The organism is Nostoc sp. DedQUE04, assembly GCF_034530995.1.
Lineage (GTDB): Bacteria > Cyanobacteriota > Cyanobacteriia > Cyanobacteriales > Nostocaceae > Nostoc.
In genome coordinates this window covers 52,818-78,451 of record NZ_JAVRCA010000001.1, presented here as the reverse complement: position 1 = coordinate 78,451, position 25,634 = coordinate 52,818, and the positions used below count along the sequence as shown (strand labels likewise).

Sequence of the window (25,634 nt, the reverse complement as noted above, 5' to 3'; positions counted from 1 at the left end):
TGACTAATACCTAATTAGTCACTGTTGCTGATTGTTGGGAAGGTGTAGGGACATCCCTTTGGGGTTTTCCTGCATGACGGGCATCTCTTGTAGATGCCCTTTTGTATATTTATTATTTTTATTCAGTTAAACACTATTTTAAAAAGATTGAATCTAACGCAATATCTGAAAACTTTTATCTTTGATAAAGGAACATAAAACATGATTGCTGAAATTAAACTAGGTCTTTGTAACCCACCAGAACCTATTTATTTATATGTGAAAAGCGGAGAATTAAACGGTGAATCCTACTTGTGGTATAACTACGATAACGATCAAACTATTCCTGTTTACAAAACAGGGCTAACTGGGTATATATCGGAACTTAAATTAACGACGAGAGAATATAGAGAAAGAGACAACAATAAGTTAGATATCTTTGTTAGAGCAGATGAAATTTATGTTATTAGGACTGGGAGAGAAACGAACTTTGCTAAAAGTTTCCTTTTAGCTGCATCATGTATCCAGGATTTTTCCAAGCCACTGATTATCGCTGCAACTGCTGGAAAAGAAAATGTGGTTTTTTGTAACCTCTACGACGCAGCAACTAAAACCAGGATTCACTCTGAATGGAATAGAGATGCTGATTGGCTAGCAATAATTGATAGTATTCAAACTAGGTTGCAGACATCTAAAAATTCCCATATAGTCTCTAGTGAACCAATACTGTTCTAGGAAAACTAGGTAAACCGAGAGATATATTCGCGTTAACCAAGTCAAGACTCTGTATAACTGTTTCAATTGTTCTGACGTTGGCTCCATTCACCGCTAAACTTAGGCGAAACTCGATAACCTTTATGATCTGGTAGGAATTCTTTGTGAAACTGCACAAAATTAGGCTTGGTGATATATAGCGTTTCCCGACCTGCTGAGGTACTGAGTAAATCACTAATAAAATTAGGTAAGCCTCTGCGTACCTTTGCGTTTGACTCTGCGCTCCTCTGCGTTTAAAAACATTATTTCTGTACCTCACGTAACTAGAAATTGCTATAAGCGGCTTGAGCAAGTTGTTGTATCTATGCAACCTCACAGGTAATCGGTGTAAGCTCTCGGTAAAATGGGTGTGTCGGTAACGAAAAAAAGACGCCTCCATAACCAACCTTATGCTCACAACAGCTAACTTTTTTCAGTACACCCAATGGTCAGGTATAGCTACCTTGGTATTTGCTGCCTTGACATTTTTGGCTTTTATTCTCAAATGGGGCATCCGCTTTCGGTTGGTGGGTACGACTGGCTTTATGCTGGTGGTGACTGCTGGTTTATTTGGACTCTCAATAGTCCCCTTGAGTCGGACTGTGATTCCTGGAGCAGCCCGGTACACTCTAGTTTATGACAATGGTTCAACACAAGCGGTGATTGCCACATCACCCCAAATTACACCCACACAATTAGAAGCAACTTTACGTCAAGCAGCTAGCAATCTCTTTTCTTATGGTCGTTCAGGTACACAGGAAGACGGAAACTTGACAGTTCGCGCCCGTACCATTATCCACCCGGAAACAGGGATTTCTGTCCCAGTTTATTTGGGTGAGGTCAAGCGATCGCTCGTTTCTCATCAAAATTCCCCAGTCACAGTCAAAATTTACACAGACAATTTCGCCAAATTGCCAAAACCTACTGCTTAAGGGCAGGGAGTAGGGGAGCAGAGGGGCAGGGGAGCAGGGGAGAAGTTGCAGTAAGTCTTTCCCCTCTGCCTCTTCCCAATGCTCAATGCCCAATGCCCAATGCCCAATGCCCAATGCCCAATGCCCAAAGACCAAAAGTAAATTACCTGTTATCAGGATGACAAAAATTATTTTGTATTTACTGATACATTAATGGTTATTTTTAGATTAAGATATTCACACTTTAGTGGTTATACTGTGGGAAAAAGTTAATCAGCGTGGGGTAATGGGTACTGAGAGTTGTAATTTGTCAGTTGTTGTCCTAATTGCCCCTGTTGCCATTTTCAAAATTCTTTGCAGCAAATCAAGGGGTTATAGAGACATATATTTGCATACCTTTACATATATATCTGTAGCTAAAAATTGCATCAAATAGCACGATCGCCTACACATTATCAATTCTCGATTGCTTTTCTTGAGAATGTGACAATGGTAATGTTAATTAATTATACGGTTATTCAAAACTTTGATAGTTCGGAATTTCAGGCCAATGGGCATTTATAGATTCAAGCAATGTCGTCAAACTACTCAATCGGTCGGCAACAGGACTTGTCTATTGAATTGCTTGGCTCAAATCCAGATGATCTGGGTGGAAGGTTGGAGCTATCCAAAAACCAGCTTGGCAACAAGTATCCTCGATCACTAGTCTATATTATTAAGAAATATCAAGGTTTTGGTAAACGAGATTATATGCCCAATAATTTTTCTACTCAACCTTCTTTGTCTACTCAAACCTCTAGTTCATTATTTACGCTCACAGTTTCCCCCGCAAAAGTAATCCGCGGTTCTGGGGTGTTGCAAACAGCCGCAACAGAAATTGCCTGTTTGGGAAGTCGTCCGTTAATTGTGGCAGGTAAGTCTACTCTCGCCATCAGCCAACAAAATTTACAACCAGTTTTAGAAGCGCAGCAGTTACATACTGTCCAAGCTTCTTATGGTGCAGATTGCTGCGAAGCTAGCCTAAAATCTTTACAGAAAAAGGTAAAAGAACATAAAGCTGATGTAATTATCGGTGTTGGTGGGGGCAAAGCCCTAGATACAGCGAAATTAGTCGCACAACAGTTACATCTACCAGTAGTGACAATTCCGACTTCCGGGGCTACTTGTGCAGCCTGGAGTGCCTTGTCAAATGTTTATTCGGAAGATGGGGCTTTTCTCTACGATGTGGGGCTATCTCGTTGTCCTGACTTATTGATACTCGATTATGACTTGATTAAAACTGCACCGCAACGTACCTTAGTAGCTGGAATTGGTGATGCGATCGCTAAATGGTACGAAGCCTCGGTTAGCAGTGGACACTTGCAAGACACTTTAATTATTGCTGCGGTGCAACAAGCACGAGTTTTGCGAGATATCTTGTTGCAAAAGTCAGCCGCCGCCCTTGAAGAACCAGGTAGTGAGGTTTGGCGAGAAGTGGTAGATGCCAGTGTGTTACTTGCCGGGGTAGTTGGAGGACTTGGAGGAGCGCAGTGTCGCACAGTTGCCGCCCATGCCGTGCATAACGGTTTAACTCATATTTCTGGACATGGCAGTATTCATGGCGAAAAAGTTGCTTTTGGGATTTTGGTGCAACTGCGTTTAGAAGAAATGCTACAAGGCAATCAACTAGCAGCAACGGCACGACAACAGTTGTTAAAGTTCTACACAGAAATTGGACTACCCCAGAAATTAAGTGATTTGGGATTGGGCAATATTACATTAGGTGAATTGCAAACAGCCGCCGAAATGGCTCTAGTTCCTAATTCTGACATCCATCGACTACCGTTTAAAGTCGCGCCAGAACAGTTGATGGCGGCAATGGTTTCTACCACTGCACCTATAGATAGTAGAGATACTACAAATCGAGTTTCGCCCAAGGGAATGAGTGACGAGGTTTTATGAGTTTAAATTGGATTGTCCCAGCAGAACGCATACAAAAACTACCACCTTATGTATTTGCCCGTTTAGATGAACTGAAAGCTAAAGCACGGGAACAAGGGTTAGATTTAATTGACTTGGGTATGGGAAACCCCGATGGTGCAACGCCAGCACCAGTAGTCGAAGCAGCGATCGCTGCTTTAAAAGATCCCGCCAATCACGGTTATCCTCCTTTTGAGGGCACAGCTAGTTTCCGGCGTGCCATCACTAACTGGTATCGTCGCCGTTATGATGTGGTTCTCGATCCTGATAGCGAAGCCTTGCCACTACTTGGTTCTAAAGAAGGATTAACTCATTTAGCGATCGCCTACATTAACCCTGGTGATTTAGTTCTCGTTCCTTCCCCAGCTTATCCGGCACATTTTCGCGGCCCGGCGATCGCTGGCGGCAAAATCCACAGTTTGATTCTCAAACCCGAAAATGACTGGTTAATTGATTTAGCTGCCATTCCTGACGAAGTTGCCAGACAGGCGAAAATTCTCTATTTTAACTATCCCAGCAATCCCACCGCCGCCACCGCCCCCCGCGAATTTTTTGAAGAAATCGTTGCCTTCGCCCGCAAATATGAAATTTTGCTGGTGCATGATTTATGTTACGCCGAGTTAGCTTTTGATGGTTATCAACCTACTAGCTTGTTAGAAATTCCCGGTGCGAAAGATATTGGTGTGGAATTTCACACTTTATCTAAAACATACAATATGGCTGGTTGGCGCGTCGGCTTTGTGGTGGGCAACCGCCATGTAATTCAAGGTTTGCGGACGCTGAAAACTAACTTGGATTACGGCATTTTTGCCGCATTACAAACAGCAGCCGAAACAGCTTTGCAACTGCCAGATGTGTATTTGCACGAGGTACAACAACGCTACCGTACCCGCCGCGATTTCCTGATTCACGGGTTAGGAGAGTTGGGTTGGGATATCCCCAAAACCAAAGCGACGATGTATCTTTGGGTGAAGTGTCCCGTTGGCGTTGGTTCCACAGATTTTGCCCTGAACGTGTTGCAACAAACAGGCGTTGTGGTTACTCCCGGTAATGCCTTTGGGGTTGCAGGTGAGGGTTATGTCAGGATCAGTTTGATTGCAGACTGCGATCGCTTGGGTGAAGCTTTACATCGCTTCAAGCAAGCTGGCATCCGCTATCAACCTGAAGCTGTAGTCCCTGCTTCAGAAGCGATCGCCGATCTCGTTAGTTGAGTAGAGTCAGGAAACCCAACATCACATAACTAAAATTTTTGCTGATGATGTTTGATATCATGTAAAAAAGTAGAAAGAGTGAACATGATTGGTACTAATATTTACATCAGTCAAGAAACTCAAGAATCTCTAATTAAAGCTGCTGCTTTCAAAGAAATATCTGTTGAAGAACTAGCTTCTTCTATTTTGAGTGAAAGTATCCAAGAAAAGTTGGGGCAAGTTAGCTATTCTTCGGAAAATAAAAGCAAATTTGCCGTTAATCCTCTTGGAGAAATGCAACCCTACGCTTATTTGGCAGATCCGAATAAACCCGTTATTTCTCCTGATGATTGGGAAATGAATCAAAATTATGAAGTGAACAATTTGTGATCATTCTTGATACTCATATTTGGGTTTGGTGGAATCACAATGATTTAAAGTTGACCTCTCGCCACCATGAGGCAATAAATAACGAAAGACCTCATGGTTTAGGTGTTTGTTCCATAAGTTTGTTAGAAATTAGCAGACTTGTTACCCAAAATAAGTTAATTCTTCCCTGTTCGATTCAAGAATGGTTTAATATTGCTTTGGCACAAGAGGGAGTACTTCTTTTATCAATCACTCCCCAAATTGCCATTGATTCCTACTCACTTCCAGGTAATTTTCATAAAGATCCAGCCGATAGAATTATCGTTTCAACAGCAAGAATGTATGATGTTTCTTTGGTGAGTGTAGATGAAAAAATACTTGCTTATTCTGATGTAAAAAGAATTCTGCCTTGATTATCAAAATCTAATTCATACAAACCTCCGCTACCACTATTCCTCATTTAATTGCTACGGGCTTTCATGCCCTTTCATATCCACTTAGGATAAAAGCGTTAGAATTGCTACAACAGCGATAATTCTGTGTGTGATTTGTGCGAGATTTTGGGGGTAAGTGAGTCAAAATTATCTTTTCACCTGAAAACCCTCAAAGAAGCTAACTTAGTTAACTCCCGTCAGGAAGGACGCTGGATTTATTACAGCTTGAATTTGCCCCAGTTTAGTGTTTAAGAAGAATATCTGACAGATTTTAGCCATAGTAGCGTAATTTCATCTGCCCATTTCTGCTAGGATTAGGGGTAAGTACACTTACTGAGTATGAATAGCAGACGAATAGAAAACCGAGTTAAGGATTACTAGCGAGTTATTGAGAAGTTACTGCAATACCTATTGAAATAAAGCGGTAATGGGAAAACTGGGAAATAATTTAACTACTGTCCTACTACGGCAATCAACTACAAAAAACTGATATCAAAACTCAATCATCTTGCCTTAATCCTTACGGCAAAAGTTAAAATTAACTAACCTTTGTAAATAATCTAACCAAATACTTCCGCACCTTTAGATCAAAGAGTGTAAGAATCTAGTAAAAATAAAACGATTTTATTTTTTATTTAAGGTTTGGGTAAATTTAGGTTTGCCAACACCTACTACAGATGTACTACCCTAACGATAATACTGTGTCAATTGAAGAAGAAAAATTTATAAATTTATATTATCAAACTTTAATAAATGGTAACAAGAATCTTAATTTTGGCGGCAAATCCTAAAAATACATCACGGTTGCGTTTAGAAGAGGAGGTGCGTGAAATCGATGCTGCATTGCAAAGAGCCAAACACCGCGATCAGTTTGTCTTAAAGCAGAAGTGGGCAGTGCAGCCAAGGGACATCATACAGGCAATGTTGGATATAAAACCACAGTACGTTCATTTTTTAGGGCATGGAACGGGAGATGCTGGTTTGGCATTTGAAAATGAAACTGGGCAAGCAAAGCTAGTTGATGGAGATGCCCTAGCAGGACTGTTTTCTTCGTTTGCTGATGAAGTTAAATGTATTGTCCTTAACGGTTGCTATTCTCAAGTACAGGCAGATGCGATCTCTCAACATATTAACTATGTGATTGGCATGAACAAGGCAATTGGAGATAGAGCAGCAATTGAATTTGCTGTGGGTTTTTACAATGCTATAGGAGCAGGACGCTCTGTTGAATTTGCCCACGAAATTGGCTGCAAGGCAATTCAGTTAGCAGGGATTCCAGAGCAATTGACCCCAACTCTAAAGAAAAAAATAATCTCGGATAAATCATTGTTTAAGTCAAATCAAGAACTAAATGATTCTGACAAAAAACTACTTATAAATATTTTAATCCGCAGTGGACAAGCAGAATCTTCTGAACGAAAAGCACTATGTATAAAAATCGGAATCGACCCTACTGGATTAAACTTTATTGCTCATGGTTCAGATAGTGCTTTTTCTACAACGCTTATTGACTATTTACACGGTATAGATAACCAAGAAGCTCTTTGTAAAATTTGTAAGGTACTTGAAGGTGTTTTTCAAAGAAGTAGGTATTTGGCTGATTTAGAAAGTATTAAGTCAAAAATGAATTGTATATAAAATAAAAAGTTATGTTTTAATCTTTATGTATCAAAATCTTTTAGACTCCTCAGATCAAGAAAGATTAGCACAATTATTAACTGATAGTCAACAATCAAGAAAACAAGAGCGAGTAAGTTTATGTAGAAGAATTGGAATCAACCCTGCTGAACTTAACTTTCTGGACAATTCTGATATAACTTTTTCTAGAATGCTTATTCACCATCTAATTAGTATAGGTGACGAACAAGCTCTTTGCCAACTTTGTTGTCAGGTACTACTTCCTATTTTTTCTCATAACAAAGTAAATAAAGCTCTTTTAAACTATTTTGCTGAAAAACTTAATTGTAGTAGAAGTCTAATTAGACATATTGATCCGCCTGATCCGCAAGTTAGAAATATAACTACATTCATAAAAAATAATTTCATCAATATCATTTCTATCCTTGGTGGAATTGCTGGCATTATTATATTGATATCGTATTTGCATTGGCAAACATCGCAAACAAATACAAGTAATTCTAACCCAACACCAAGTCAATCTCAAACTCCTCAAATAAAGACTGATAACAGTAATGATTATCTTAAAAATAAGATGAGCGCAGGAGAAAGGCTTTTAGCAGAAAAGGAAGGTAGTGACATTCCACAAGAACAACGAGCCAAATTTACAACGGCAAAAAAAGAGGGAATAAATCGCATTCTTAATAATGGCTATAACTCTGGAATTGCACCACTAAAAGAAGCAAGAAGTTTTTACAGTAATTCACCTGAGACATTAATCTACTTAAATAATGCCAATATTATTCATCAAGACCAAGCTTACACTATTGCACTTGCTGCACCTATAAGTCAACAAGATAATTATGGGTTAGGAGTTCTACGTGGTGTTGCTCTAGCCCAGCAAGAGATTAATAAGAATGTTCAAAATAACGGCTTATCTCAAAAATTTCCTATAAAAATTGTACTTGTAGATGATCGAAATCTTGTAGATGATAGTCTAGCTAATTTCTTAATTAAACCAACTATTAATATATCAAAAATCAATCAAGATATAAGAATAGTAGGTTTGATTGGTCATAAAATTAGTGATTTGACATTTAAACTAGGAAATATCTATAACGACAACAAACTACCAGTTGTGTCTGCTTCTTCAACCTCTACAGATATCTTTGGAACGTTTGCTTATGTACATCCTAAAGTTAAATCAAGCTGCTTGAAAGACGGATAATGTTAATTGGTTCACATTAATGGGTTATAATGCAACTATGGCTTTATTTGAAGCAATAAAAAAATCTGACTTGCCCCCTCCATCTAATGATGCGGCAGTTAACAAAATTCGTATAAAGATAAACGCTCAGTTGAGTACAGATTTTATTGCGACTGGAGCTTTAGGGAAAATTCGCTTTAAAAATGGCTTTGTTAATTATGGTAATTTGATTTGTTTATCGACAATATCCCAAAATAGTCAAGATACAAATTGTGAGTCAAGTCAATTATTTCCTATTAAACCTAATTAAATAATTTAGATAGCAGAGTAAAAATATCTGAAGATAAATGTATCTAAATACTGTAAGCCGACCCAACGGGAACATTAAAGTTTCAGCATATAAATACTTTTAGATTATTTATTTTTCTAAGGCTATCCATTATCGGCATATTTAATTAACGCAAATATGTGGGTCTGATGCCACTTACTTCAACCTTATGCTTAATTTATTACAGTTTGCTAGAATGACGCGCAGAGGCTTGCTAGCAGCAAAACCGAGTCTATGTCTATCGTCATTTCTCTTAGCCCAGAACTCGAGGCACAACTTTGCAAAAAAGCTGCACAACAAGGGCAGGATGTGAGTATTGTTGCAAGCTGAATTGCTAACTCGCATTCTAGAGTAGTTAGGTGAAAATCAGGAATCTGATACAGTTCCAACTACAGACGCTAACAAGCCTATGGGTTGATTTAAAGAAATTCCTAGTAACAAACCCAATCCAGCAATTCCCCAAAATGGTAAGGCTACTGCTTGTCTTTGTTCTTCTACAACTTGGGTAATTATATTAGATTTCATCGTAGCAAGTAATGCCTCTTTTACTTGCTGCTGTTCTGTTACGGATACTGTTAAACCTATTTTACGGCGTAGCTTTTCTATTTTACGGGCATCAGTACTGTATTCAGTTAGTTCATCTTCTGCCATTTTCAGGAGTCGTTCTAGCTGCGCCATAATTTATTACATCCGGTATTTCGATCGAGTTATTAAACTGAATAATTGTTAATTTTTATTGCTTATAGTTTTGGATTTTATCGCCAAATATCAAACTACGCGACAGAATCAAAAATCTCAAGTTGAATATGGGAAAAATAAATATAGTAGCAGTTCATGCACTTACAAATTGAGTATAAACTTAAAAGGTAATATTTATGGCTACAGTATCTAAAAGCACTTTGTCTCTATCTGCCCAAGAGCGATCGCTCATCTTGTGGTTTGATGAAATTGGGATTGCTGATATCCCAGTAGTTGGCGGTAAAAATGCCTCACTAGGGGAAATGATTCAACAGCTAACACCCAAAGGCATTAACGTTCCCACAGGATTCGCCACTACTGCTTACGCTTATCGTCATTTCATTCAATCTGCGGGGTTAGAAGCAAAGCTACGCAAACTCTTTGCTGATTTAAATGTTGAAGATGTCAAAAATTTACGAGAACGCGGCAAAAAAGCGCGATCGCTATTAATCCACACACCATTTCCTGTAGAATTGCGTGAGGCGATCGCCACAGCATACCATAGTCTCTGCGAACGATACCATGCAGACACAGATGTGGCAGTCCGTTCCAGCGCCACTGCTGAAGACCTTCCCGATGCTAGTTTTGCTGGACAGCAGGAAACTTACCTCAACGTTGTAGGTGTCGAAGGAGTTTTAGCAGCTTGTCATAAATGCTTTGCTTCTCTATTTACCGATCGCGCTATTTCTTATCGCCACGCCAAAGGATTTGACCACTTTAGCATTGCTCTGGCTGTGGGTGTGCAAAAAATGGTGCGTTCTGACTTAGCAACCTCTGGGGTAATGTTCTCCATTGATACAGAAACAGGCTTTAAGGATGCGGCACTAATTACAGCCGCCTACGGTTTAGGTGAAAATGTTGTCCAGGGGTCTGTTAATCCCGATGAATATTATGTTTTTAAACCAACTTTAAAAGCTGGTTTCCGCCCAATTATCGATAAAAAATTGGGTAGTAAAGAACTGAAAATGATTTATGATGACGGCTCTAAATTTACGAAAAATGTTTCGGTTTCACCCAGCGAAAGAGGTAAATTTGCTCTGAGTGATGAAGAGATTTTACAACTAGCAAGTTGGGCATGTTTAATTGAAGACCATTATTCCCAAGTCCACGGCATTTTCACCCCAATGGATATCGAGTGGGCAAAAGATGGGATTACGAACCAACTTTTTATTGTGCAAGCGCGCCCCGAAACCGTCCAGTCACAGAAGACGGGAAATGTGTTGTGGAGTTATCGGTTGGTATTGGGGAATAAAGAATCGGGAATCGGGAATGGGGAAAAATCTTTCCAATCCTTAATTCCCCTGGTTACGGGAAGTGCAATTGGGGAAGCAATTAGTCAGGGAAAAGCACGCCTAATTTTGGATGTTCAGAAACTAGAACAGTTCCAAGTCGGGGAAGTTTTGGTGACAGAGAGAACCGATCCCGATTGGGAACCAATTATGAAACGTGCTAGTGCAATTGTCACCAATTCTGGAGGTCGCACGTGTCATGCAGCAATAATTGCGCGAGAATTGGGTGTGCCTGCGATCGTGGGATGTGGCAATGCTACAGACATCTTGAAACCTGGTCAAGAGGTAACAATTTCTTGCGCTGAAGGGGAAGAAGGAAAAGTTTATCCAGGCTTATTACCTTTTGAAGTTAAAGAAGTTCCTTTAGAGAACTTACCCCGCACCCGCACTAAAATTTTAATGAATGTGGGTAATCCCCAAGAAGCATTGAGTTTATCGGCAATTCCCAACGATGGCGTAGGTTTAGCGCGGACAGAATTTATCATTGCTAACCAAATTCAAATTCATCCAATGGCCTTGATTCACTATGATTCGTTAAAAGATGAATTTGCCAAAGCTAAAATTGCTGATATTACCGCACTTTACGGCGATAAACCCCAATATTTTGTAGATAAATTAGCTCAAGGCATTGGTAGAATTGCCGCAGCATTTTATCCCAAATCAGTGATAGTCCGAACCTCAGATTTCAAAAGTAATGAATATGCCAATTTATTAGGTGGACGACAGTTTGAACCCCATGAAGAAAACCCAATGTTAGGTTGGCGAGGGGCGGCGCGTTACTACGATGAAGGCTACAGAGAAGCTTTTGCCTTAGAATGTCATGCCCTCAAAAGGGTACGGGAAGAAATGGGTTTGACAAATGTCATCCCCATGATTCCCTTTTGTCGCACTCCTGATGAAGGGCGTTTGGTTTTAGCAGAGATGGCAAAAAATGGTTTAAAGCAAGGTGTTAACGACTTGCAGGTTTATGTGATGTGTGAGTTGCCCAGTAATGTGATTCTGGCTGAGGAATTTGCTGAGGTATTTGATGGCTTCTCGATTGGTTCTAACGATCTAACTCAATTGACATTAGGGATAGACAGGGATTCGGCGTTAGTAGCGCGATTGTTTGATGAACGCAGTCCAGCTGTTAAGCGAATGGTAAAAATGGTCATAGAAACAGCGAAAAAATGCGATCGCAAAATCGGCATTTGTGGACAAGCACCCAGCGACTATCCAGAATTTGCTCAGTTTTTGGTTGAACAAGGAATTGACTCGATTAGTCTGAATTCGGATTCGGTTTTAAAGACAATGCTGGAAGTGGCAAAAGTCGAGAGTAGTAATTCGTAATTCGAGTAATTTATGCCAGCTAGAAACCGTTACCACGAAAACTTGAAGAATGCCCTAATTTAAAGATAGCTGGACTGTTACAGACCATCCCTTTCATCTAAAGTGGGGAAAATAAGGATCTTCACGCGGATTTGGCAGCCGAAAAGTTGCTCATCGCGGAAAAATTCAGAATTTGCGTAGTTTACCGCCGTAGGCATCGCATAACTAAGGGTAATTAAACTTCTGAATAATTGCCCATAGCATAGCGATCGCTATATTTTGTTTGTGTAATTGTCTACAAAACTTTTGACTGCTCAACCATAAGTATCTTAGTATTTTGCAGAATGGCAATTTATTTTAGCCAAAAGCAAGATGACAAATCTTTTGGAAACTGAACGCTTGCTCATTCGCAGTTGGATATCCGAAAGCGATGCCGAACAAGCGTTTGCAATTTACAGTGATCCTGAAGTTACGCACTTTCTTGGTAAATCTTCTCGCCCCGCAAGTGTTGAGTCACAGCGTCAGCGCTTGATTGAAGGTATCGAGCGAATGCATCAACGCAACAATGGTACTGGAGCTTGGGCAATTGTTGAAAAGGAAAGTACAACAATTGTGGGAACTATCCTTCTTAAACAATTGCCCGACAAAGATGGTTTACCCACTCAAGATTATGAGGTAGGCTGGGAATTGCGGCGAGCTTCTTGGGGTAAAGGGTATGCAACAGAAGCAGGACGAGCTATGCTCAACTACGGATTTAGTGTCCTAAACTTGCCACTGATTTATGCCGTAGTGAAGCCAGAAAATCATGCTTCAATCCGTGTAACAGAACAATTGGGTATGAAACCAATAGGGCAAACAAACAAGTATTACAATATTGAACTACTCCTGTTTCAATTAGATGCACCTGAAGAGTGGAGGGGGAGTAGGGAGCAGGGGGAGACAAGGGGAAGAAGAACTATTTATTGGTTATTGATCAATGCCCAATGACAAATGACAAATGACAAATGACTAAAAAGTGGTTCCGAATTGGGATGGCGAGTGTATTTCTTTTCTCACTCGCCTTGAGGTTTTGGGGATTGGGGCGATTCAACACTCTGGTATTTGATGAAGTTTACTTTGCCAAATTCGGTAATAACTATCTCACGCATACACCATTTTTTAATGCTCATCCGCCGCTGAGTCAATATATGATTGGCATCGGCATTTGGATTGGCAGCCACACTCCTTTTTGGCACGATTCAGTAAATGGACTGACAGGTTCATTGCGATCGCCTTGGACTTATCGTTGGTTCAATGCCCTTACTGGCTCTTTTATTCCTGTAGTTGTGGCTGCGATCGCTTATCAGTTAAGTTATCGTCGTACCTTTGCAATACTTGCAGGATTATTCACAGCTTGTGATGGTATTTTTCTAGTTGAGTCTCGGTATGCTCTAAGTAATATTTATATCGTCATTTTTGGTTTGTTAGGGCACTGGTTTTTATTATTGGCATTAGATAACCAAAATCGGCGACGTTCTTTTTGGTTAGTTTTAGCTGGCATTGGTTTTGGTGCCTCAGTCGGTACTAAGTGGAATGGTTTATGGTTCCTATCAGGTGCTTATCTCATTTGGATAGCAGCTTGGATAATTCATTTGATACATTCTTTCTCTAACTCCAAATTCTTTTTTAAATCCCCCTCATTAGAACAGGAGGCAGGAGGCAGAAGGCAGGAGGCAGAAGGTAGGAGGCAGGAGTTAGGAGTTAGGAGTCAGCAGGTAGAAGGCAGGAGTCAAGAGGCAGGAGTTTCTACTTATTCTCCCTCATCCCCCTTATCTATATCATCTCAGACACCACTACAAAATTTAACTCAGCTAAATATTTTTCAGATGCTGTTTTATCTAGGAATTATCCCAGCTTTTATCTATAGCATCATCTGGATTCCTCACCTTCAACTAGATAAAACTTATGGATTTATTGCAGTACATCAGCAAATTTTGAAGTTTCATTTACATCTAGGTGGTAATAGTCCTAATGTGCATCCTTACTGTGCTGCTTGGTATAAATGGCCTTTGATGACTCGACCAATGGCATATTATTATCAAACGGCTGAAAGTATCAGCGAACCCTTACCTGTGATGGGGCCGCCTTTACCTGCTGGTGCTGGACAAGTTATTTATGATGTCCATGCAATGGGCAATCCATTTTTGTGGTGGTTTGGTGTTGCTGCTATGTTGTTTTTAGTAGGAATGCTGGTGTCACAAGCGGTAATTCCTTGGGTGAAAGAAAAGCATTTTTCTATGCCTGCAACCTTGAGTGTTGATACTTGGATTGCTTTGTATTTAGTTATAAATTATGCTGCGAACTTATTACCTTGGGTGAAAGTGACAAGATGTGTTTTTATTTACCACTATATGTGTGCAGTGGTGTTTGTATTTTTAGCGATCGCTTGGTTTGTCGATCGGTGTCTTTGCAGTTATTATCAACAACTCCGGGCGCTAGGTGTCACCATTACTTTTATCATTCTGGCTGCTTTTATTTTCTGGATGCCCATTTATTTGGGTTTACCCCTTTCTCCTAACGGTTACAAGCTGCGAATGTGGTTCAACTCTTGGATTTGATTGAAGGGCATGGGGTATTGAAATAATAACTCCAAACTCCTAACTCCTAACTTATTTCTCAACTTAACATAGCTATACATATACAGAATTGTTTAATCACATGGTTTTCATATTTCTTATCGCTATGTAACTTTAGTCACTGTTAGACTTTTCAAAGCACAAGCAGATAAAACTAAGGCTGCAAAACGCAACACTAGGGCATGGGAAATTAGATACTAAGTAAAAATGATGAATGGAAAATTATAAAATTTTTACATTCATCATTCTGCATTATTATAGATACTCTAGTTTTGATGCTCCCGGACAACACAGGAGGATCGTCATGGAAATGAACTTACAATTGCCAGGTATTAATTTAATTAGCTTGAAAGAGGCTCCGATTCATATTTCTAGCCAAATTCAGCCTCATGGTGTCCTGTTAGTCTTGGAGGAGCCTGAGCTAAAAATATTACAAGTTAGCACTAATACGCTAAAGATTTTCGGAATTGCTACCGAAAATATGTTACATAAACAACTAGAAGATTTACTAGATCCCTTTCAAATAGAGAGAATTAAAACAGGGCTATCCGGGGAAAATCTTGATTTTATTAATCCCACCAAAGTTTGGGTGCGAAAAAAAGGTGATGAATACGTAGTATTTGATGCAGTATTTCATCGCAATACAGAAGGATTTTTAATCTTGGAGTTAGAACCTGCTCTTACTCAAGAAAATATCCCATTTTTAAGCTTTTATCATCTAGCTAGAGCATCTATCAACCAACTAGAAAAAACAGCAAATCTCCGGGACTTTTGTCAAGTTATTGTTCAAGAAGTTCGGAAAATAACGGAATTTGACAGGGTAATGTTATATAAATTCGATGATGATGGGCATGGTTCCGTTGTCGCTGAAGAAAAACTAGAAAGCTTAGAACCATATTTAGGGCTGCATTATCCAGAGTCAGATATTCCCAAACCAGCGAGAAAGTTATTTGCTGCTAATTCGATCAGAATTATCCCGGATGCTTATTCCCAGCCAGTCAAGCTTTTTCCTGTCAATAATCCAATTAGCGATCGCCCGATTAATTTAACCAACTCTATTCTCAGAAGTGCTGCTTCCTGTCATACAGAGTACTTGCATAATATGGGTGTTGGTGCTTCGCTTACTATCTCTTTAATTAAAGATCAAAAACTCTGGGGATTAATTGCTTGCCACCATCAATCTCCTAAACATGTTTCCTATGAATTGCGAAAAGCTTGTGAATTTTTGGGACGAGTCATATTTGCAGAAATCTCAGCTAGAGAAGAGACAGAAGACTACTATCACCGGATAAATCTCACACACCTTCAATCAATCTTGATTGAATACATGTCTCAAGAAGAAAACTTCATTGATGGTTTAGTTAAAAACCCTCAACATCTTTTAGATTTGGCCAGCGCTCAAGGTGCAGCCGTTTGTTTTGGGGGAAATTGTACGGTAGTTGGTGAAACACCTAGAGAAGAAGACCTGAATTTTTTAGTCCAATGGCTAAAAAATAATGTTGAAGAAGAAGTTTTCTATACAGATTCTTTGCCACAGATTTATCCAGATGCCGAAAGTTTTAAAAATGTTGCCAGTGGTTTATTAGCTATTCCCATCGCCAAGCGAAATTATGTTTTGTGGTTCCGACCAGAAGTAATTCAAACTGTAAATTGGGGTGGCGATCCTAATAAGGCGTTTGAAGTTAACCAGTCAGAAGGAAATGTCCGTCTGTGTCCGCGCAAATCATTTGAACTGTGGAAAGAGACGGTTCGCTTAACATCTTTACCTTGGAAAGATGTAGAAGTAAAAGCAGCATTAGAATTGCGGAAAGCAATTGTTAATATTGTGCTGCGTCAAGCCGATGAACTAGCCCAGTTAGCCCAGGATTTAGAACGTTCTAACGCCGAACTGAAAAAGTTTGCTTACGTCGCCTCTCATGACTTGCAAGAACCACTCAATCAAGTTGTGAATTACGTGCAACTGTTAGAGATGCGGTATAGCGAAGAACTTGACGAAGATGCTCAGGAGTTTATTAGTTACGCTGTGCAGGGAGTTAGCCTGATGCAGACGTTGATTGATGACGTGCTGGCATACTCGAAAGTGGATATGCAAGCGATCGCATTTCAAATGACCGAGGTAGAGAAAGCTTTAAGTCGGGCGTTGGGCAATTTGCGTCAACGCATTAATGAAACTGGCGCTACTATCACCCACGATCCCTTACCCGTAGTTATGGCTGACAGCACCCAACTGATGCAGCTATTCCAAAACCTCATCGGTAACGCCATCAAGTTTCATAGCGATCGGCCCCCACAAATCCATGTGGGAGCAGAAAGGATAGAAGATGCATGGCTATTCTCAGTTCAGGATAATGGTATTGGCATTGACCCAAAATTTAGCGATCGCATTTTCGTAATTTTTCAGCGCTTACATACGCGCGATGAATATACTGGTACAGGTATGGGTTTAGCCATCTGTAAGAAGATTGTCGAATGTCACCGGGGGCGGATCTGGGTAGAGTCAGAACTAGGTGAAGGCGCAACCTTCTACTTTACGATTCCAGTTGGAGGACGCGAACTTGAGCGTAGAAACGGGAGAAAGACACAAAACCATCTTTTTGGTCGAGGACAATAAAGCTGACATTCGCTTAATCCAAGAAGCGTTGAAAAATAGTTCAGTGCCCTACCAAGTGGTAACGGTCAGGGATGGTATAGATGCTATGGCTTATTTACGCCAAGAAGGTGAATATGCTGATGCACTACGCCCTGACCTGATTCTATTGGATTTGAATTTGCCTAAGAAAGATGGTCGAGAAGTGCTGGCGGAAATTAAAGCCGACCCACTACTAAAGCGTATTCCAGTTGTTGTGCTAACAACCTCAAAAAATGAAGATGACATTTTTCACAGCTACGATTTACATGTGAATTGCTATATCACTAAATCTCGCAACCTAAACCAATTATTTCAAATCGTCAAGAGTATTGAAGATTTTTGGCTCTCTACTGTGACGCTACCATCGGAGTGAGGCAGGGAGCAGGGAGCAGGGAGCAGGGAGCAGCACTTCGGCTACGCTCAGTGACCAGAAAGCAGGGGAGCAGGGGGAGAATGACAAATGACAAATGACAAATGACAAATGACAAATGACAAGATAGAGCAGCAATAGGGGGTGAAACCTGAAGATTATGGTTGTGAGCTACTCAGTAAAAATCTTGTTAATTGAGGATAACCTAGCTTCTGCTAGGTTGTTACAAGAGTTTCTGATGCAAGCCCAGTCCCAAGAGTTTACTCTGGTTCATGTGATGCGATTGGGCGAAGCACTTCAGGAACTAAGTCAATGTAATTATGATGTTATTTTATTAGATTTAACTCTACCTGATAGCCAAGGATTGTCATCTCTACCTCCTCTGATTGATCGAGCGCCAAGTATACCGATTGTTGTTTTAACAAATACTAATGACGAAGAACTAGCAATTGAAGCAGTGCGGCAAGGGGCGCAAGATTATCTAGTCAAGCGACAGGTAAATGTAGATGTGTTGGTTCGCTCTTTGCGTTATGCGATCGAGCGCAAGCAGGTTTTAGAATCATTACGCACTGTCAATGAAACGTTACAAACTAGGGTTGAAGAACGAACTGCGGAACTCGTAAAAGCCAATGAACTCAACCAGTTCAAATCTGAATTTGTCTCAATGCTCTCCCATGACATCCGCAATCCGCTAAATACTATTCTCTTGGCTGCTGGATTGCTACAAAATCAGGATGAAAGATTAACTAAAGAGAAAAAACAAAATCATTTGCAAATGATTCGCTCGGCAATTAAAAACATGGCGCAGCTATTGGATGAAGTTACATTCATCGGCAAAGCTGATTCTGGCAGGCTTGGTTTTGAAGTTATCTGCTTAGATTTAGAAGCCTTTTGTCGCCAAATGGTCGATGAAGTGCGATTGATTGCAAATGATAAGCATCTGACTTTAGTGTTCGCCAGTTTTGGGCAATTAGATGAAGCTTTATGGGATGAAAGCCTACTGCGGCACATTTTGGGCAATTTACTTAGCAATGCTATTAAGTATTCACTACCGGGCGGTATAGTGCGCTTTGAACTAATTGGTCAGGAAAAAGCGGTAATTTTCCGAGTTCAAGATTGGGGAATTGGCATTCCTCAAGAAAACCAAAAACGATTGTTTCAGCCTTTCCGACGGGCGGACAATGTGGGAAACATACCTGGTACTGGCTTGGGGCTAGCGATCGCCAAAAAATGTGTTGATGCACACGGGGGCGAAATTGTAGTTAATAGCCAAGTTGGAGTTGGTACAACCTTTACCGTTACCCTTCCTTTACTAGAAGTTTAAGCGGTTACAGCAATTTTCATATATAGGGAATACAGTTCATTATTGGGGCACAATAAATATACTGTGCCTTTACGTATGCGATCTCTCAAACGAATTTTCATTCGTGGTAATGGCGACTTTGCGATCACTTTTTTCTCTGCCCAGAAGAAATTTATATTTACAAAAAATTTACTAAAATTTAACGGCTATTTTCGGAATTCACAAATTGGATTTGTAGCCTAATATAGGCTTACAAAAGGAATGTTTAAAAACTGTTGTCAAACATATTACTTAACTCAATTATTTCTTGCATAAAATAAAAAACAAATCGTAATAAGTATTACATCTGCAAAAAAATTAGCTTTTGCAATATCTCTAGAAGTAGGATATTGCAAAATTCTGCATCGTTTAGAAAACATTTGTGTGTCCACAAATCTAGTTAATTATACGTGTATGTCGGACTGTCAAAGTAAAATTGAAACAAGATACATAAAAGTAACTAACAGCAAGTATTTAACATCATTTCAACGGAAATTACTGTTAGCAAGTTTGGAAAAAACTTTACCCGAATCTTACCAACAACGTATTGAAATCATGTTGTTGGCAGATGAGGGAAAAACCCAAACTGAAATTTGTCAAATTTTGGGGTGTTGTCCAGCAACAGCAAGGCATTGGATGCACATAGCCCGAACAGGGATGGCGCACCAATGGCAAGATTGCCCCATTGGCCGCCCGAAGGCAATAAATGACGAGTATTTAGAACGTTTGAAAGAACTGATTAAAGGTAGTCCCCGCGATCATGGGTATTCTTTCAGGCGATGGACAGCTAACTGGCTGGGGAAACATCTAGCAAAAGAATTTGGGATTGAAGTGAGCGATCGCCATATCAAGCGCCTGCTCAAACAGATGGGATTATCCACAGTACCAAAACCCAGCAATTCTGAACAAAACAGCACTGAACAGACTCAAGGTTCCAAAATTTTGATTAATGACCTGAAATCGGCAGTTATTCCTGATAATCCCGAATTTTTATCTATTAACTTTGCAAAATTAGCAAAAGATGTAGACATTTATGGCGCAAGATATATTAGCTCAATTAGTAACTCTACAACAGTTCAACAAAATTCTGGGGCATTCTCTTTCGACAGATGAATTTCAACACTATCTTCAACAAGTTAAATTTATCAACCCGAAAGTCGGCAAATTCTGGCAAGGAACTGATGTTCAACCAGGAATTTATATTGCGATCGCAGCTCCTAATACCAAAGAAACAATCCTGCGCTCCATCGACCTAATGATTACTCTCAAGCGCCATATGCGTCCCGGCACTCAACTGTTTCTCCACACAAGAGAAGGGCAAGTCCGCCTACTTATCCCAGAACTAGAAGGCGTTACACTATTACCTAATTCTGCGATTGCCTGGTAAAGTAACTAATAAATTAAAGTTTTTAGCTGTAAGTAATTCTACCTTAATCGGTGGTTGTTCTAACTGATTACATAATTCCTGTTCAATTAAATAATCGACAATATATGATAGTTTAAGACAAATGTCATAATTTTTAAATTTATCAACCAATTTTGATGTAGAGAAAATTGTGGTAGTTAAGTTACTACCACAACCTGTTTTTGCAAGGATTATTAAAACTAGTACCGCAACTTGGAAATAAACCATCCATTCCAAAGTAATCAAATATCTGCGGTATATAAATTACAAATTACGCCCAGCAGTACTAACCCAGTAGATAGCCGCCTAATAAAATTATCGCATCTCTCACATCTGTTGCTACTCCACTACCCGTAATGTTTTTCTGTTCTTCTTCAGACAGTTCTGAGAGTGAGTTTTGTTTTAAAACTTGTTTTCATCTTGCAGATGCATTCACAACAGCTTCTTCAATCAAGTTCGTAATTTCAATTTGACTTGTGAGATATTTGTGATGAATGTTCATTGACATGATATTCTTCTTAAATTACTTAAATAAACTTTGTAGCTTTGTTTAGCCAACAGTCGGTGTCGCCACCTTAACTAGTAGTTCAGAGGGATTGTAGTTATCTGTAATAACTTGTGGACAACGCATACAAGCTGGCTTACCTTCTTGTTGCCACCACTGGCAATCTCGGCGTATGGAACAAGGTGGTAAATCCTCTACTACCTTTGGCAAGTTTTCTACAACTCGCATTGCCAGACGACAATCTTTACCATCAAAATGTTGACAACCCTTAGTTGCACAGGGTGCAGCCGTCCGAAAAATTTCAGTGGGTGTTACTGGACTAGCCTTTGCTATTAGTTCATCTGTGACAGGTTGGGGGTGCTTAAGATAAGCTACGCGGGGTTCTGTGACTGTGCCACCAATGACGCCGAAAACAACACTGTTCTGCCATTCTGGTCTTGCACTAGGGCAAAGTGTAGTCTTTTCAGTAGCGATGTCTTCCATAAATTGAACCTATAGTAAATTGTATTTTTAAGCTGATGGAGATTGACAGCTAATTTTGGGTCGACTCTTCTCCATCAACCTAAATAAGCAAATTAAATGTCCAAGAGTTTAATACTGATTGGTCATTTCAAAGACTTGTGCTTTCAGATCAAGAGATCAAGTTCTGGTCTTGTGCAATTAGTCCACAAATAATCGGTTTTATCACAAGAATATCATTAGTCGGTTTTACACTAATACCACCTGCAATGGTTGGATTCAATGTTGTAACCGTTGTAAAACCACCTGCAACGTTTGCCATTTCTTCATCAGACAGAGTTAGCAAAGCATCTTCTGAATCCTGATTTGGGTTTCGTCGTACTAGTGCATTGCTAACAGCATTATCAATCAGATTGCTAATGTCCAATTGAAAATCTGAATTCTTTTTATTCCTTTCCATTGTGATTTTCCTCTGAATATATAACTAGATATAGGCGGAATCACTAAGGACTGTAATTACCTAATCTGTATATATTTTAAGTATAGTAATAATGATTTAATTATGTTTTGAAAATTTATAAGTAGACATAAATAAACCTTTTATGTCACTAAACAATAACTTGAAAGTTTTACTTATAACTATTTATTGATAAAGTTTATATCTCTATCAATCACTTCAACCGCAGAGTTGTGGCCATTAATAAAACATTTATGTCCCAAAAAATTTTCTAATCTTGGGCAATGTTTAATAAAAAGATAATAAGCAATACTTAAGTAATATTAACAAATATTTATAAGGCTGCTCAATAAAACTTCAAATTCAAAATTGGGGAATAGAGTTGGTATTATAAACATCTCTATTCTGTAGTTTTCACTCTTTCAAACAAAGCCCGATAAATAGGTTCACCTTTTTTTTGCGTACCTATTTCCCTTTCTGTGGAGACTGGTAAGGGGTTTTCAGCCAACCATTCTTCTGTACCAACTTTCTGAAAAGCTGAATTAGCTGCAAAACGATCGCGCATTTCCACAGCCACAAATTCCATATCTGATTGCAAAAATACCAACCCCCCAACCGCAAGATAGTTAGCTAAGTCTGCCACTAGTTCTGGTTGGACTACACGACGTTTAGCGTGGCGGGTTTTAAACCAAGGATCGGGAAATTGAATAGTAACGCGTTGTAAACTTTCTGGAGGCAGGGAAGATAAAAGTGAGTGCAATGAGTTATTCACATTGCAAAATAAATAGTGCAGGTTTGTTAAACCTAATTCAGAACGTAACTTATTCGCCTCCACCACCAGCGGTTCTCGAATTTCCAAGCCGAGAAAATTCCAGTTAGATTCTATCTTGGCCATATTCAACAAAAACAGTCCCTTAGCGCAGCCAATATCTAAATGTAGTGGTTGATTTGGCTTTGCATAAATTTCTTCCAAGTCTTGGGGACTTGCTGGTGTTTGATACTTTTTACCAAGTGGATTAACATGCTGGCGGACTCGGACTGCTGCCAAAATTTTTCTCCTTTACGCGAAAATATCCTGTAATCAAATTTCAGGTTATATCAATTTAAAAAATGTTTGCGACCAGATGCCCACACTTACTGACGTACACCCTCCCCAAAGCCTTGTAGAGGGTTGGGTAAGGTCTTATCTATGTATTGCATTCTTTTTTCAAATTGGTATTACAAGGAAGTCTAGCAAAAGTATGCCAAAAATTACCGGTCTATCATTCGATTGCCTACCCAGCAGCAAGTTAGTACAGCAGTCTCAGTCAAATACATCATCCTTGCACTGTTTTTTTAGGATTTCGAGAAATTTATATTTTGGAAGTCCCTCATTTTGCATTAATCTCTAGAATTAAAATGCCTTAACACATTTGCTTTAGTCGTGGAGGGAGGAAGTTTAAACAGTGGATATTTTAGATTTGTTTTACAAGGGTGGGCCAGCTATGTGGCCTTTGCTCATTTTGTCGATTCTGGCTTTGAGTGTCATTTTCGAGCGTATGTGGTTCTGGTTGCGAATTTTGACTCAGGAAAAGCAAATAGTCGATCGCGTCTTGGATGCTGCCCAGGATAATTGGGAAGTAGCTGCGGACATGGCTAGACTTGCAAGCCATCAGCCTGTCGGGCGTTTTCTCTACGCCCCTCTACGTTTTGCCAAAACTGATGCGGAAACTTTTCGACTAGCACTGGAGGCTACAGCAGAAGACGAATTAGCTGGGATGCGCAGGGGCGAAAAACTTTTAGAAGCGGTGATTGCTCTAGCGCCGTTGCTAGGATTGTTGGGTACAGTTTTGGGTTTAATCCACTCTCTGCGCTCAATTCGGATTGGCGATTTGGGAACTGAATCTACCGCTGGGGTGACTACTGGTATTGGTGAATCCTTAATTAGTACGGCAAGTGGGCTAATAGTTGCCATCATTAGTTTGGTATTTTACCGTCTATTTCAAAGTTTTGTAGTCAACCAAGTCAAAGTTTTTCGGAAGGCAGGGAATGAGATGGAATTGCTCTATCGCCAGTCTCCTCCTGACTTTAGCAATAGGACATCAGCAATTGTGCCAGAAAATTTCACTCCACCCCGCAAGCCAGGAAAGACTAGAGTTTCTGAACCTCCTGAACCCCCGAATACACCTAATTAATAGTCAATAATTCAACCCCCAAACCAGGTTTGTGAATGAGACATGAAAGTTAATCTACATACTCCAATTGAAGAAGTCCAAATTCAAATCATCCCTTTAATTGATGTCGTTTTTTGTATCCTGACATTTTTTTTATTAGCGGCTTTACAATTTACACGGCAACAGGCAATAAATGTTGATTTGCCTAAAGCCAGCCCCAGTACAGTCTCTGGAATAACGTCACAAAGTGGAAGTGTGATTGTTACCATCGATGCTGTGGGCAATACTTACATAGAAAAACAGCCTGTAAAACAGGAAGATTTGAGACAGAGTTTAAAACAGTATCTCCAAGCAAACCCTAATGCTGTTGTTGTGCTGAATGCTTCGCGCACAGCAACTTACAATGATGTGATTGAGACATTAGATTTGCTACGACAAGTAGGGGGCGATCGCGTTTCTTTGGGAATTATTCCTGGCCCATCTCAACCATCTATAAACTCGCCTAACCAGCCTGCTGTCCCTTCTTTCCCAATCAATCCTGGAACTGGTGCAGTACCAGGAATCAATCCCGAAGGAAATATTACCCCAAAATTCCCCTTAGCACCTAATTCTGTACCCTTTCCTAGCATCACTCAGCCTCCAGCTGGGCAAGGCATCAATCCTGGTATTTCTCCCGTAGTTCCTAACTCACCAGCGCCTCAAGCGCCTGTAGCACCCAAACAAACCCAACCTCCTCTTAAAAGATGAGATAGGGAAAGGGGAATTGGGCATGGGGCATGGGGCATTGGGCATTGGGAAAGAGGAGGCTGGAGGCAGAAGTTCTACAATGTTTGAATTTTGAATTTTGAATTGATTTCTCCCCTGCTCCCCTGCTCCCCACTCCTTCTTCTCCCTTGTCCCCTTGTCCCCCATTCATCACCTCCCCTGCAAGTCTTTTCCCAAACCTAAAGACATCTAGAATAAATCTCGGCTAGATTAAAAAAAACTGCTAATTTACAAATAATTGGTTGAGCTTTAAAGATTTTTCCACCTATAGACTGAGCAATTTATCACCAATTACCAGCCACATTTCATACCAAATTGGGGAAGGATGTCCAAATAGGTTAACAGATTGAAAAGCGCTTATATCAAGCGTATTTCAGTGTGTCTGAATTACGAATTACAAACTACTAATTAGTATCAGGGGTTGTGGCATGAACATCGTAACGCTTTTAATTGTTTGGGTCGTAACAGCTATCAGCTTGTTGATAATTAGTAAGTTGCCTTTGGGAGTTGAAATTGATACTCCTGGTAAAGCGTTTCTTTCTGCCGCAGTGCTTGGTATCGTAACAGCAATAGTCAGACCAATTTTAAGCCTCATTTTTGCAGTACCAAATCTACTCACATTAGACTTATTATCTGGCATTTTCACATTTATGATTGCCGTGGTTTGTTTTAGTATTGCTGCTTGGTTAGTCGAGGGCTTTCGCTTGCGTTACGGGATTTGGAGTGCTGTTATTGGGGCATTTACGCTGACTATAATTAACAGCTTAATCTACAAAATATTGGGCGTATAAAGCAAAGAGTTAGGAGTTAGGAGTTATTAACAATTCCTCACTCATAACTCCTAACTCATCA

23 protein-coding genes and 3 pseudogenes are annotated in these 25,634 nt (G+C 39.9%); 21 read left to right on the top strand and 5 right to left on the bottom strand.

Annotated features, from left to right (window positions below; genetic code table 11):
- Window positions 1-201: 201 nt before the first annotated feature.
- Window positions 202-714, top strand: coding sequence for a hypothetical protein (locus tag RM049_RS00345; RefSeq protein WP_322702773.1), 513 nt, complete (start codon window positions 202-204; stop codon window positions 712-714).
- Window positions 715-750: 36 nt separating this feature from the next.
- On the opposite strand, the pseudogene RM049_RS39170 reads toward RM049_RS00345, so the two are convergent.
- Window positions 751-801 (bottom strand): annotated as a pseudogene (locus tag RM049_RS39170) (hypothetical protein); the annotation flags it as partial.
- Window positions 802-1,142: 341 nt separating this feature from the next.
- On the opposite strand from RM049_RS39170, the gene RM049_RS00340 reads away from it, so the two are divergent.
- The 9 genes and pseudogenes from RM049_RS00340 to RM049_RS00300 all read left to right on the top strand — a co-directional run bounded on the left by RM049_RS00340 (window position 1,143) and on the right by RM049_RS00300 (window position 8,729).
- Window positions 1,143-1,664 carry a Ycf51 family protein gene (locus tag RM049_RS00340; RefSeq protein ID WP_322673282.1) on the top strand — a complete coding sequence of 174 codons (522 nt, stop codon included), beginning with the start codon at window positions 1,143-1,145 and terminating at the stop codon, window positions 1,662-1,664.
- A gap of 729 nt (window positions 1,665-2,393) precedes the next feature.
- Window positions 2,394-3,584 carry an iron-containing alcohol dehydrogenase family protein gene (locus RM049_RS00335; protein WP_322702899.1) on the top strand — a complete coding sequence of 397 codons (1,191 nt, stop codon included), beginning with the start codon at window positions 2,394-2,396 and terminating at the stop codon, window positions 3,582-3,584.
- Entirely contained in the window at window positions 3,581-4,813 is a 1,233-nt protein-coding gene (locus RM049_RS00330; RefSeq protein WP_322702772.1) for an aspartate aminotransferase, read from the top strand. Before RM049_RS00335 ends, RM049_RS00330 begins: the two co-directional genes overlap by 4 nt.
- Before the next feature lie 84 nt (window positions 4,814-4,897).
- Window positions 4,898-5,182 carry a hypothetical protein gene (locus tag RM049_RS00325; RefSeq protein ID WP_322702771.1) on the top strand — a complete coding sequence of 95 codons (285 nt, stop codon included), beginning with the start codon at window positions 4,898-4,900 and terminating at the stop codon, window positions 5,180-5,182.
- Complete coding sequence (locus RM049_RS00320; protein ID WP_322702770.1) at window positions 5,179-5,574, top strand: type II toxin-antitoxin system VapC family toxin; 396 nt, start codon at window positions 5,179-5,181, stop codon at window positions 5,572-5,574. Before RM049_RS00325 ends, RM049_RS00320 begins: the two co-directional genes overlap by 4 nt.
- Window positions 5,575-5,591: 17 nt before the next feature.
- Window positions 5,592-5,847: pseudogene (locus RM049_RS00315) on the top strand (ArsR/SmtB family transcription factor).
- A gap of 501 nt (window positions 5,848-6,348) precedes the next feature.
- Window positions 6,349-7,233, top strand: a complete 885-nt coding sequence (locus RM049_RS00310; RefSeq protein WP_322702769.1) for a CHAT domain-containing protein — start codon at window positions 6,349-6,351, stop codon at window positions 7,231-7,233.
- Window positions 7,234-7,258: 25 nt separating this feature from the next.
- Window positions 7,259-8,440 carry an ABC transporter substrate-binding protein gene (locus RM049_RS00305; protein ID WP_322702768.1) on the top strand — a complete coding sequence of 394 codons (1,182 nt, stop codon included), beginning with the start codon at window positions 7,259-7,261 and terminating at the stop codon, window positions 8,438-8,440.
- A gap of 37 nt (window positions 8,441-8,477) precedes the next feature.
- Window positions 8,478-8,729, top strand: a complete 252-nt coding sequence (locus RM049_RS00300; RefSeq protein WP_322702767.1) for a hypothetical protein — start codon at window positions 8,478-8,480, stop codon at window positions 8,727-8,729.
- A 393-nt stretch (window positions 8,730-9,122) separates the two neighbouring features.
- On the opposite strand, the pseudogene RM049_RS00295 reads toward RM049_RS00300, so the two are convergent.
- Window positions 9,123-9,425 (bottom strand): annotated as a pseudogene (locus RM049_RS00295) (hypothetical protein); the annotation flags it as partial.
- A gap of 197 nt (window positions 9,426-9,622) precedes the next feature.
- Here RM049_RS00295 and ppsA point away from each other — a divergent pair.
- From ppsA to RM049_RS00255, 8 genes are all read left to right on the top strand, one after another.
- Window positions 9,623-12,103: a phosphoenolpyruvate synthase gene (gene ppsA / locus RM049_RS00290; protein WP_322702766.1), complete on the top strand. Its 2,481-nt coding sequence runs from the start codon at window positions 9,623-9,625 to the stop codon at window positions 12,101-12,103.
- A 351-nt stretch (window positions 12,104-12,454) separates the two neighbouring features.
- A complete protein-coding gene (locus RM049_RS00285; RefSeq protein ID WP_322702765.1) occupies window positions 12,455-13,069 on the top strand; it encodes a GNAT family N-acetyltransferase in 615 nt (204 codons plus the stop codon).
- 17 nt (window positions 13,070-13,086) lie between these two features.
- Window positions 13,087-14,679 carry a dolichyl-phosphate-mannose--protein mannosyltransferase gene (locus tag RM049_RS00280; protein ID WP_322702764.1) on the top strand — a complete coding sequence of 531 codons (1,593 nt, stop codon included), beginning with the start codon at window positions 13,087-13,089 and terminating at the stop codon, window positions 14,677-14,679.
- A 322-nt stretch (window positions 14,680-15,001) separates the two neighbouring features.
- Window positions 15,002-17,308 carry an ATP-binding protein gene (locus tag RM049_RS00275; RefSeq protein ID WP_322702763.1) on the top strand — a complete coding sequence of 769 codons (2,307 nt, stop codon included), beginning with the start codon at window positions 15,002-15,004 and terminating at the stop codon, window positions 17,306-17,308.
- Window positions 17,253-17,699: a response regulator gene (locus tag RM049_RS00270; RefSeq protein WP_322702762.1), complete on the top strand. Its 447-nt coding sequence runs from the start codon at window positions 17,253-17,255 to the stop codon at window positions 17,697-17,699. Before RM049_RS00275 ends, RM049_RS00270 begins: the two co-directional genes overlap by 56 nt.
- A gap of 157 nt (window positions 17,700-17,856) precedes the next feature.
- Window positions 17,857-19,020 carry a hybrid sensor histidine kinase/response regulator gene (locus RM049_RS00265; protein WP_322702761.1) on the top strand — a complete coding sequence of 388 codons (1,164 nt, stop codon included), beginning with the start codon at window positions 17,857-17,859 and terminating at the stop codon, window positions 19,018-19,020.
- A 432-nt stretch (window positions 19,021-19,452) separates the two neighbouring features.
- On the top strand, window positions 19,453-20,151 hold the full coding sequence (locus RM049_RS00260) for a helix-turn-helix domain-containing protein (RefSeq protein ID WP_322702760.1): 699 nt from the start codon (window positions 19,453-19,455) through the stop codon (window positions 20,149-20,151).
- Window positions 20,072-20,425 (top strand): hypothetical protein, encoded by a 354-nt coding sequence (locus RM049_RS00255; protein ID WP_322702759.1) that lies wholly within the window; start codon window positions 20,072-20,074, stop codon window positions 20,423-20,425. Before RM049_RS00260 ends, RM049_RS00255 begins: the two co-directional genes overlap by 80 nt.
- A 568-nt stretch (window positions 20,426-20,993) precedes the next feature.
- Here the strand turns inward: RM049_RS00255 and RM049_RS00250 are convergent.
- From RM049_RS00250 to trmB, 3 genes are all read right to left on the bottom strand, one after another.
- Window positions 20,994-21,431 (bottom strand): nitrogen fixation protein, encoded by a 438-nt coding sequence (locus RM049_RS00250; RefSeq protein WP_322702758.1) that lies wholly within the window; start codon window positions 21,429-21,431, stop codon window positions 20,994-20,996.
- A 148-nt stretch (window positions 21,432-21,579) separates the two neighbouring features.
- Window positions 21,580-21,867 carry a hypothetical protein gene (locus RM049_RS00245; protein ID WP_322702757.1) on the bottom strand — a complete coding sequence of 96 codons (288 nt, stop codon included), beginning with the start codon at window positions 21,865-21,867 and terminating at the stop codon, window positions 21,580-21,582.
- A gap of 397 nt (window positions 21,868-22,264) precedes the next feature.
- Entirely contained in the window at window positions 22,265-22,912 is a 648-nt protein-coding gene (gene trmB, locus RM049_RS00240) for a tRNA (guanosine(46)-N7)-methyltransferase TrmB (RefSeq protein ID WP_322702756.1), read from the bottom strand.
- 397 nt (window positions 22,913-23,309) lie between these two features.
- Here trmB and RM049_RS00235 point away from each other — a divergent pair, with 397 nt between their 5' ends.
- The 3 genes from RM049_RS00235 to RM049_RS00225 all read left to right on the top strand — a co-directional run bounded on the left by RM049_RS00235 (window position 23,310) and on the right by RM049_RS00225 (window position 25,573).
- Window positions 23,310-24,038 carry a MotA/TolQ/ExbB proton channel family protein gene (locus RM049_RS00235; RefSeq protein WP_322673265.1) on the top strand — a complete coding sequence of 243 codons (729 nt, stop codon included), beginning with the start codon at window positions 23,310-23,312 and terminating at the stop codon, window positions 24,036-24,038.
- A 42-nt stretch (window positions 24,039-24,080) separates the two neighbouring features.
- A complete protein-coding gene (locus tag RM049_RS00230; RefSeq protein ID WP_322702755.1) occupies window positions 24,081-24,764 on the top strand; it encodes an ExbD/TolR family protein in 684 nt (227 codons plus the stop codon).
- Between the two features lie 446 nt (window positions 24,765-25,210).
- The gene (locus RM049_RS00225) at window positions 25,211-25,573 is read left to right on the top strand and encodes a phage holin family protein (RefSeq protein ID WP_289798955.1); all 363 of its coding nucleotides are present in this window, start codon (window positions 25,211-25,213) and stop codon (window positions 25,571-25,573) included.
- Window positions 25,574-25,634 lie beyond the last annotated feature (61 nt).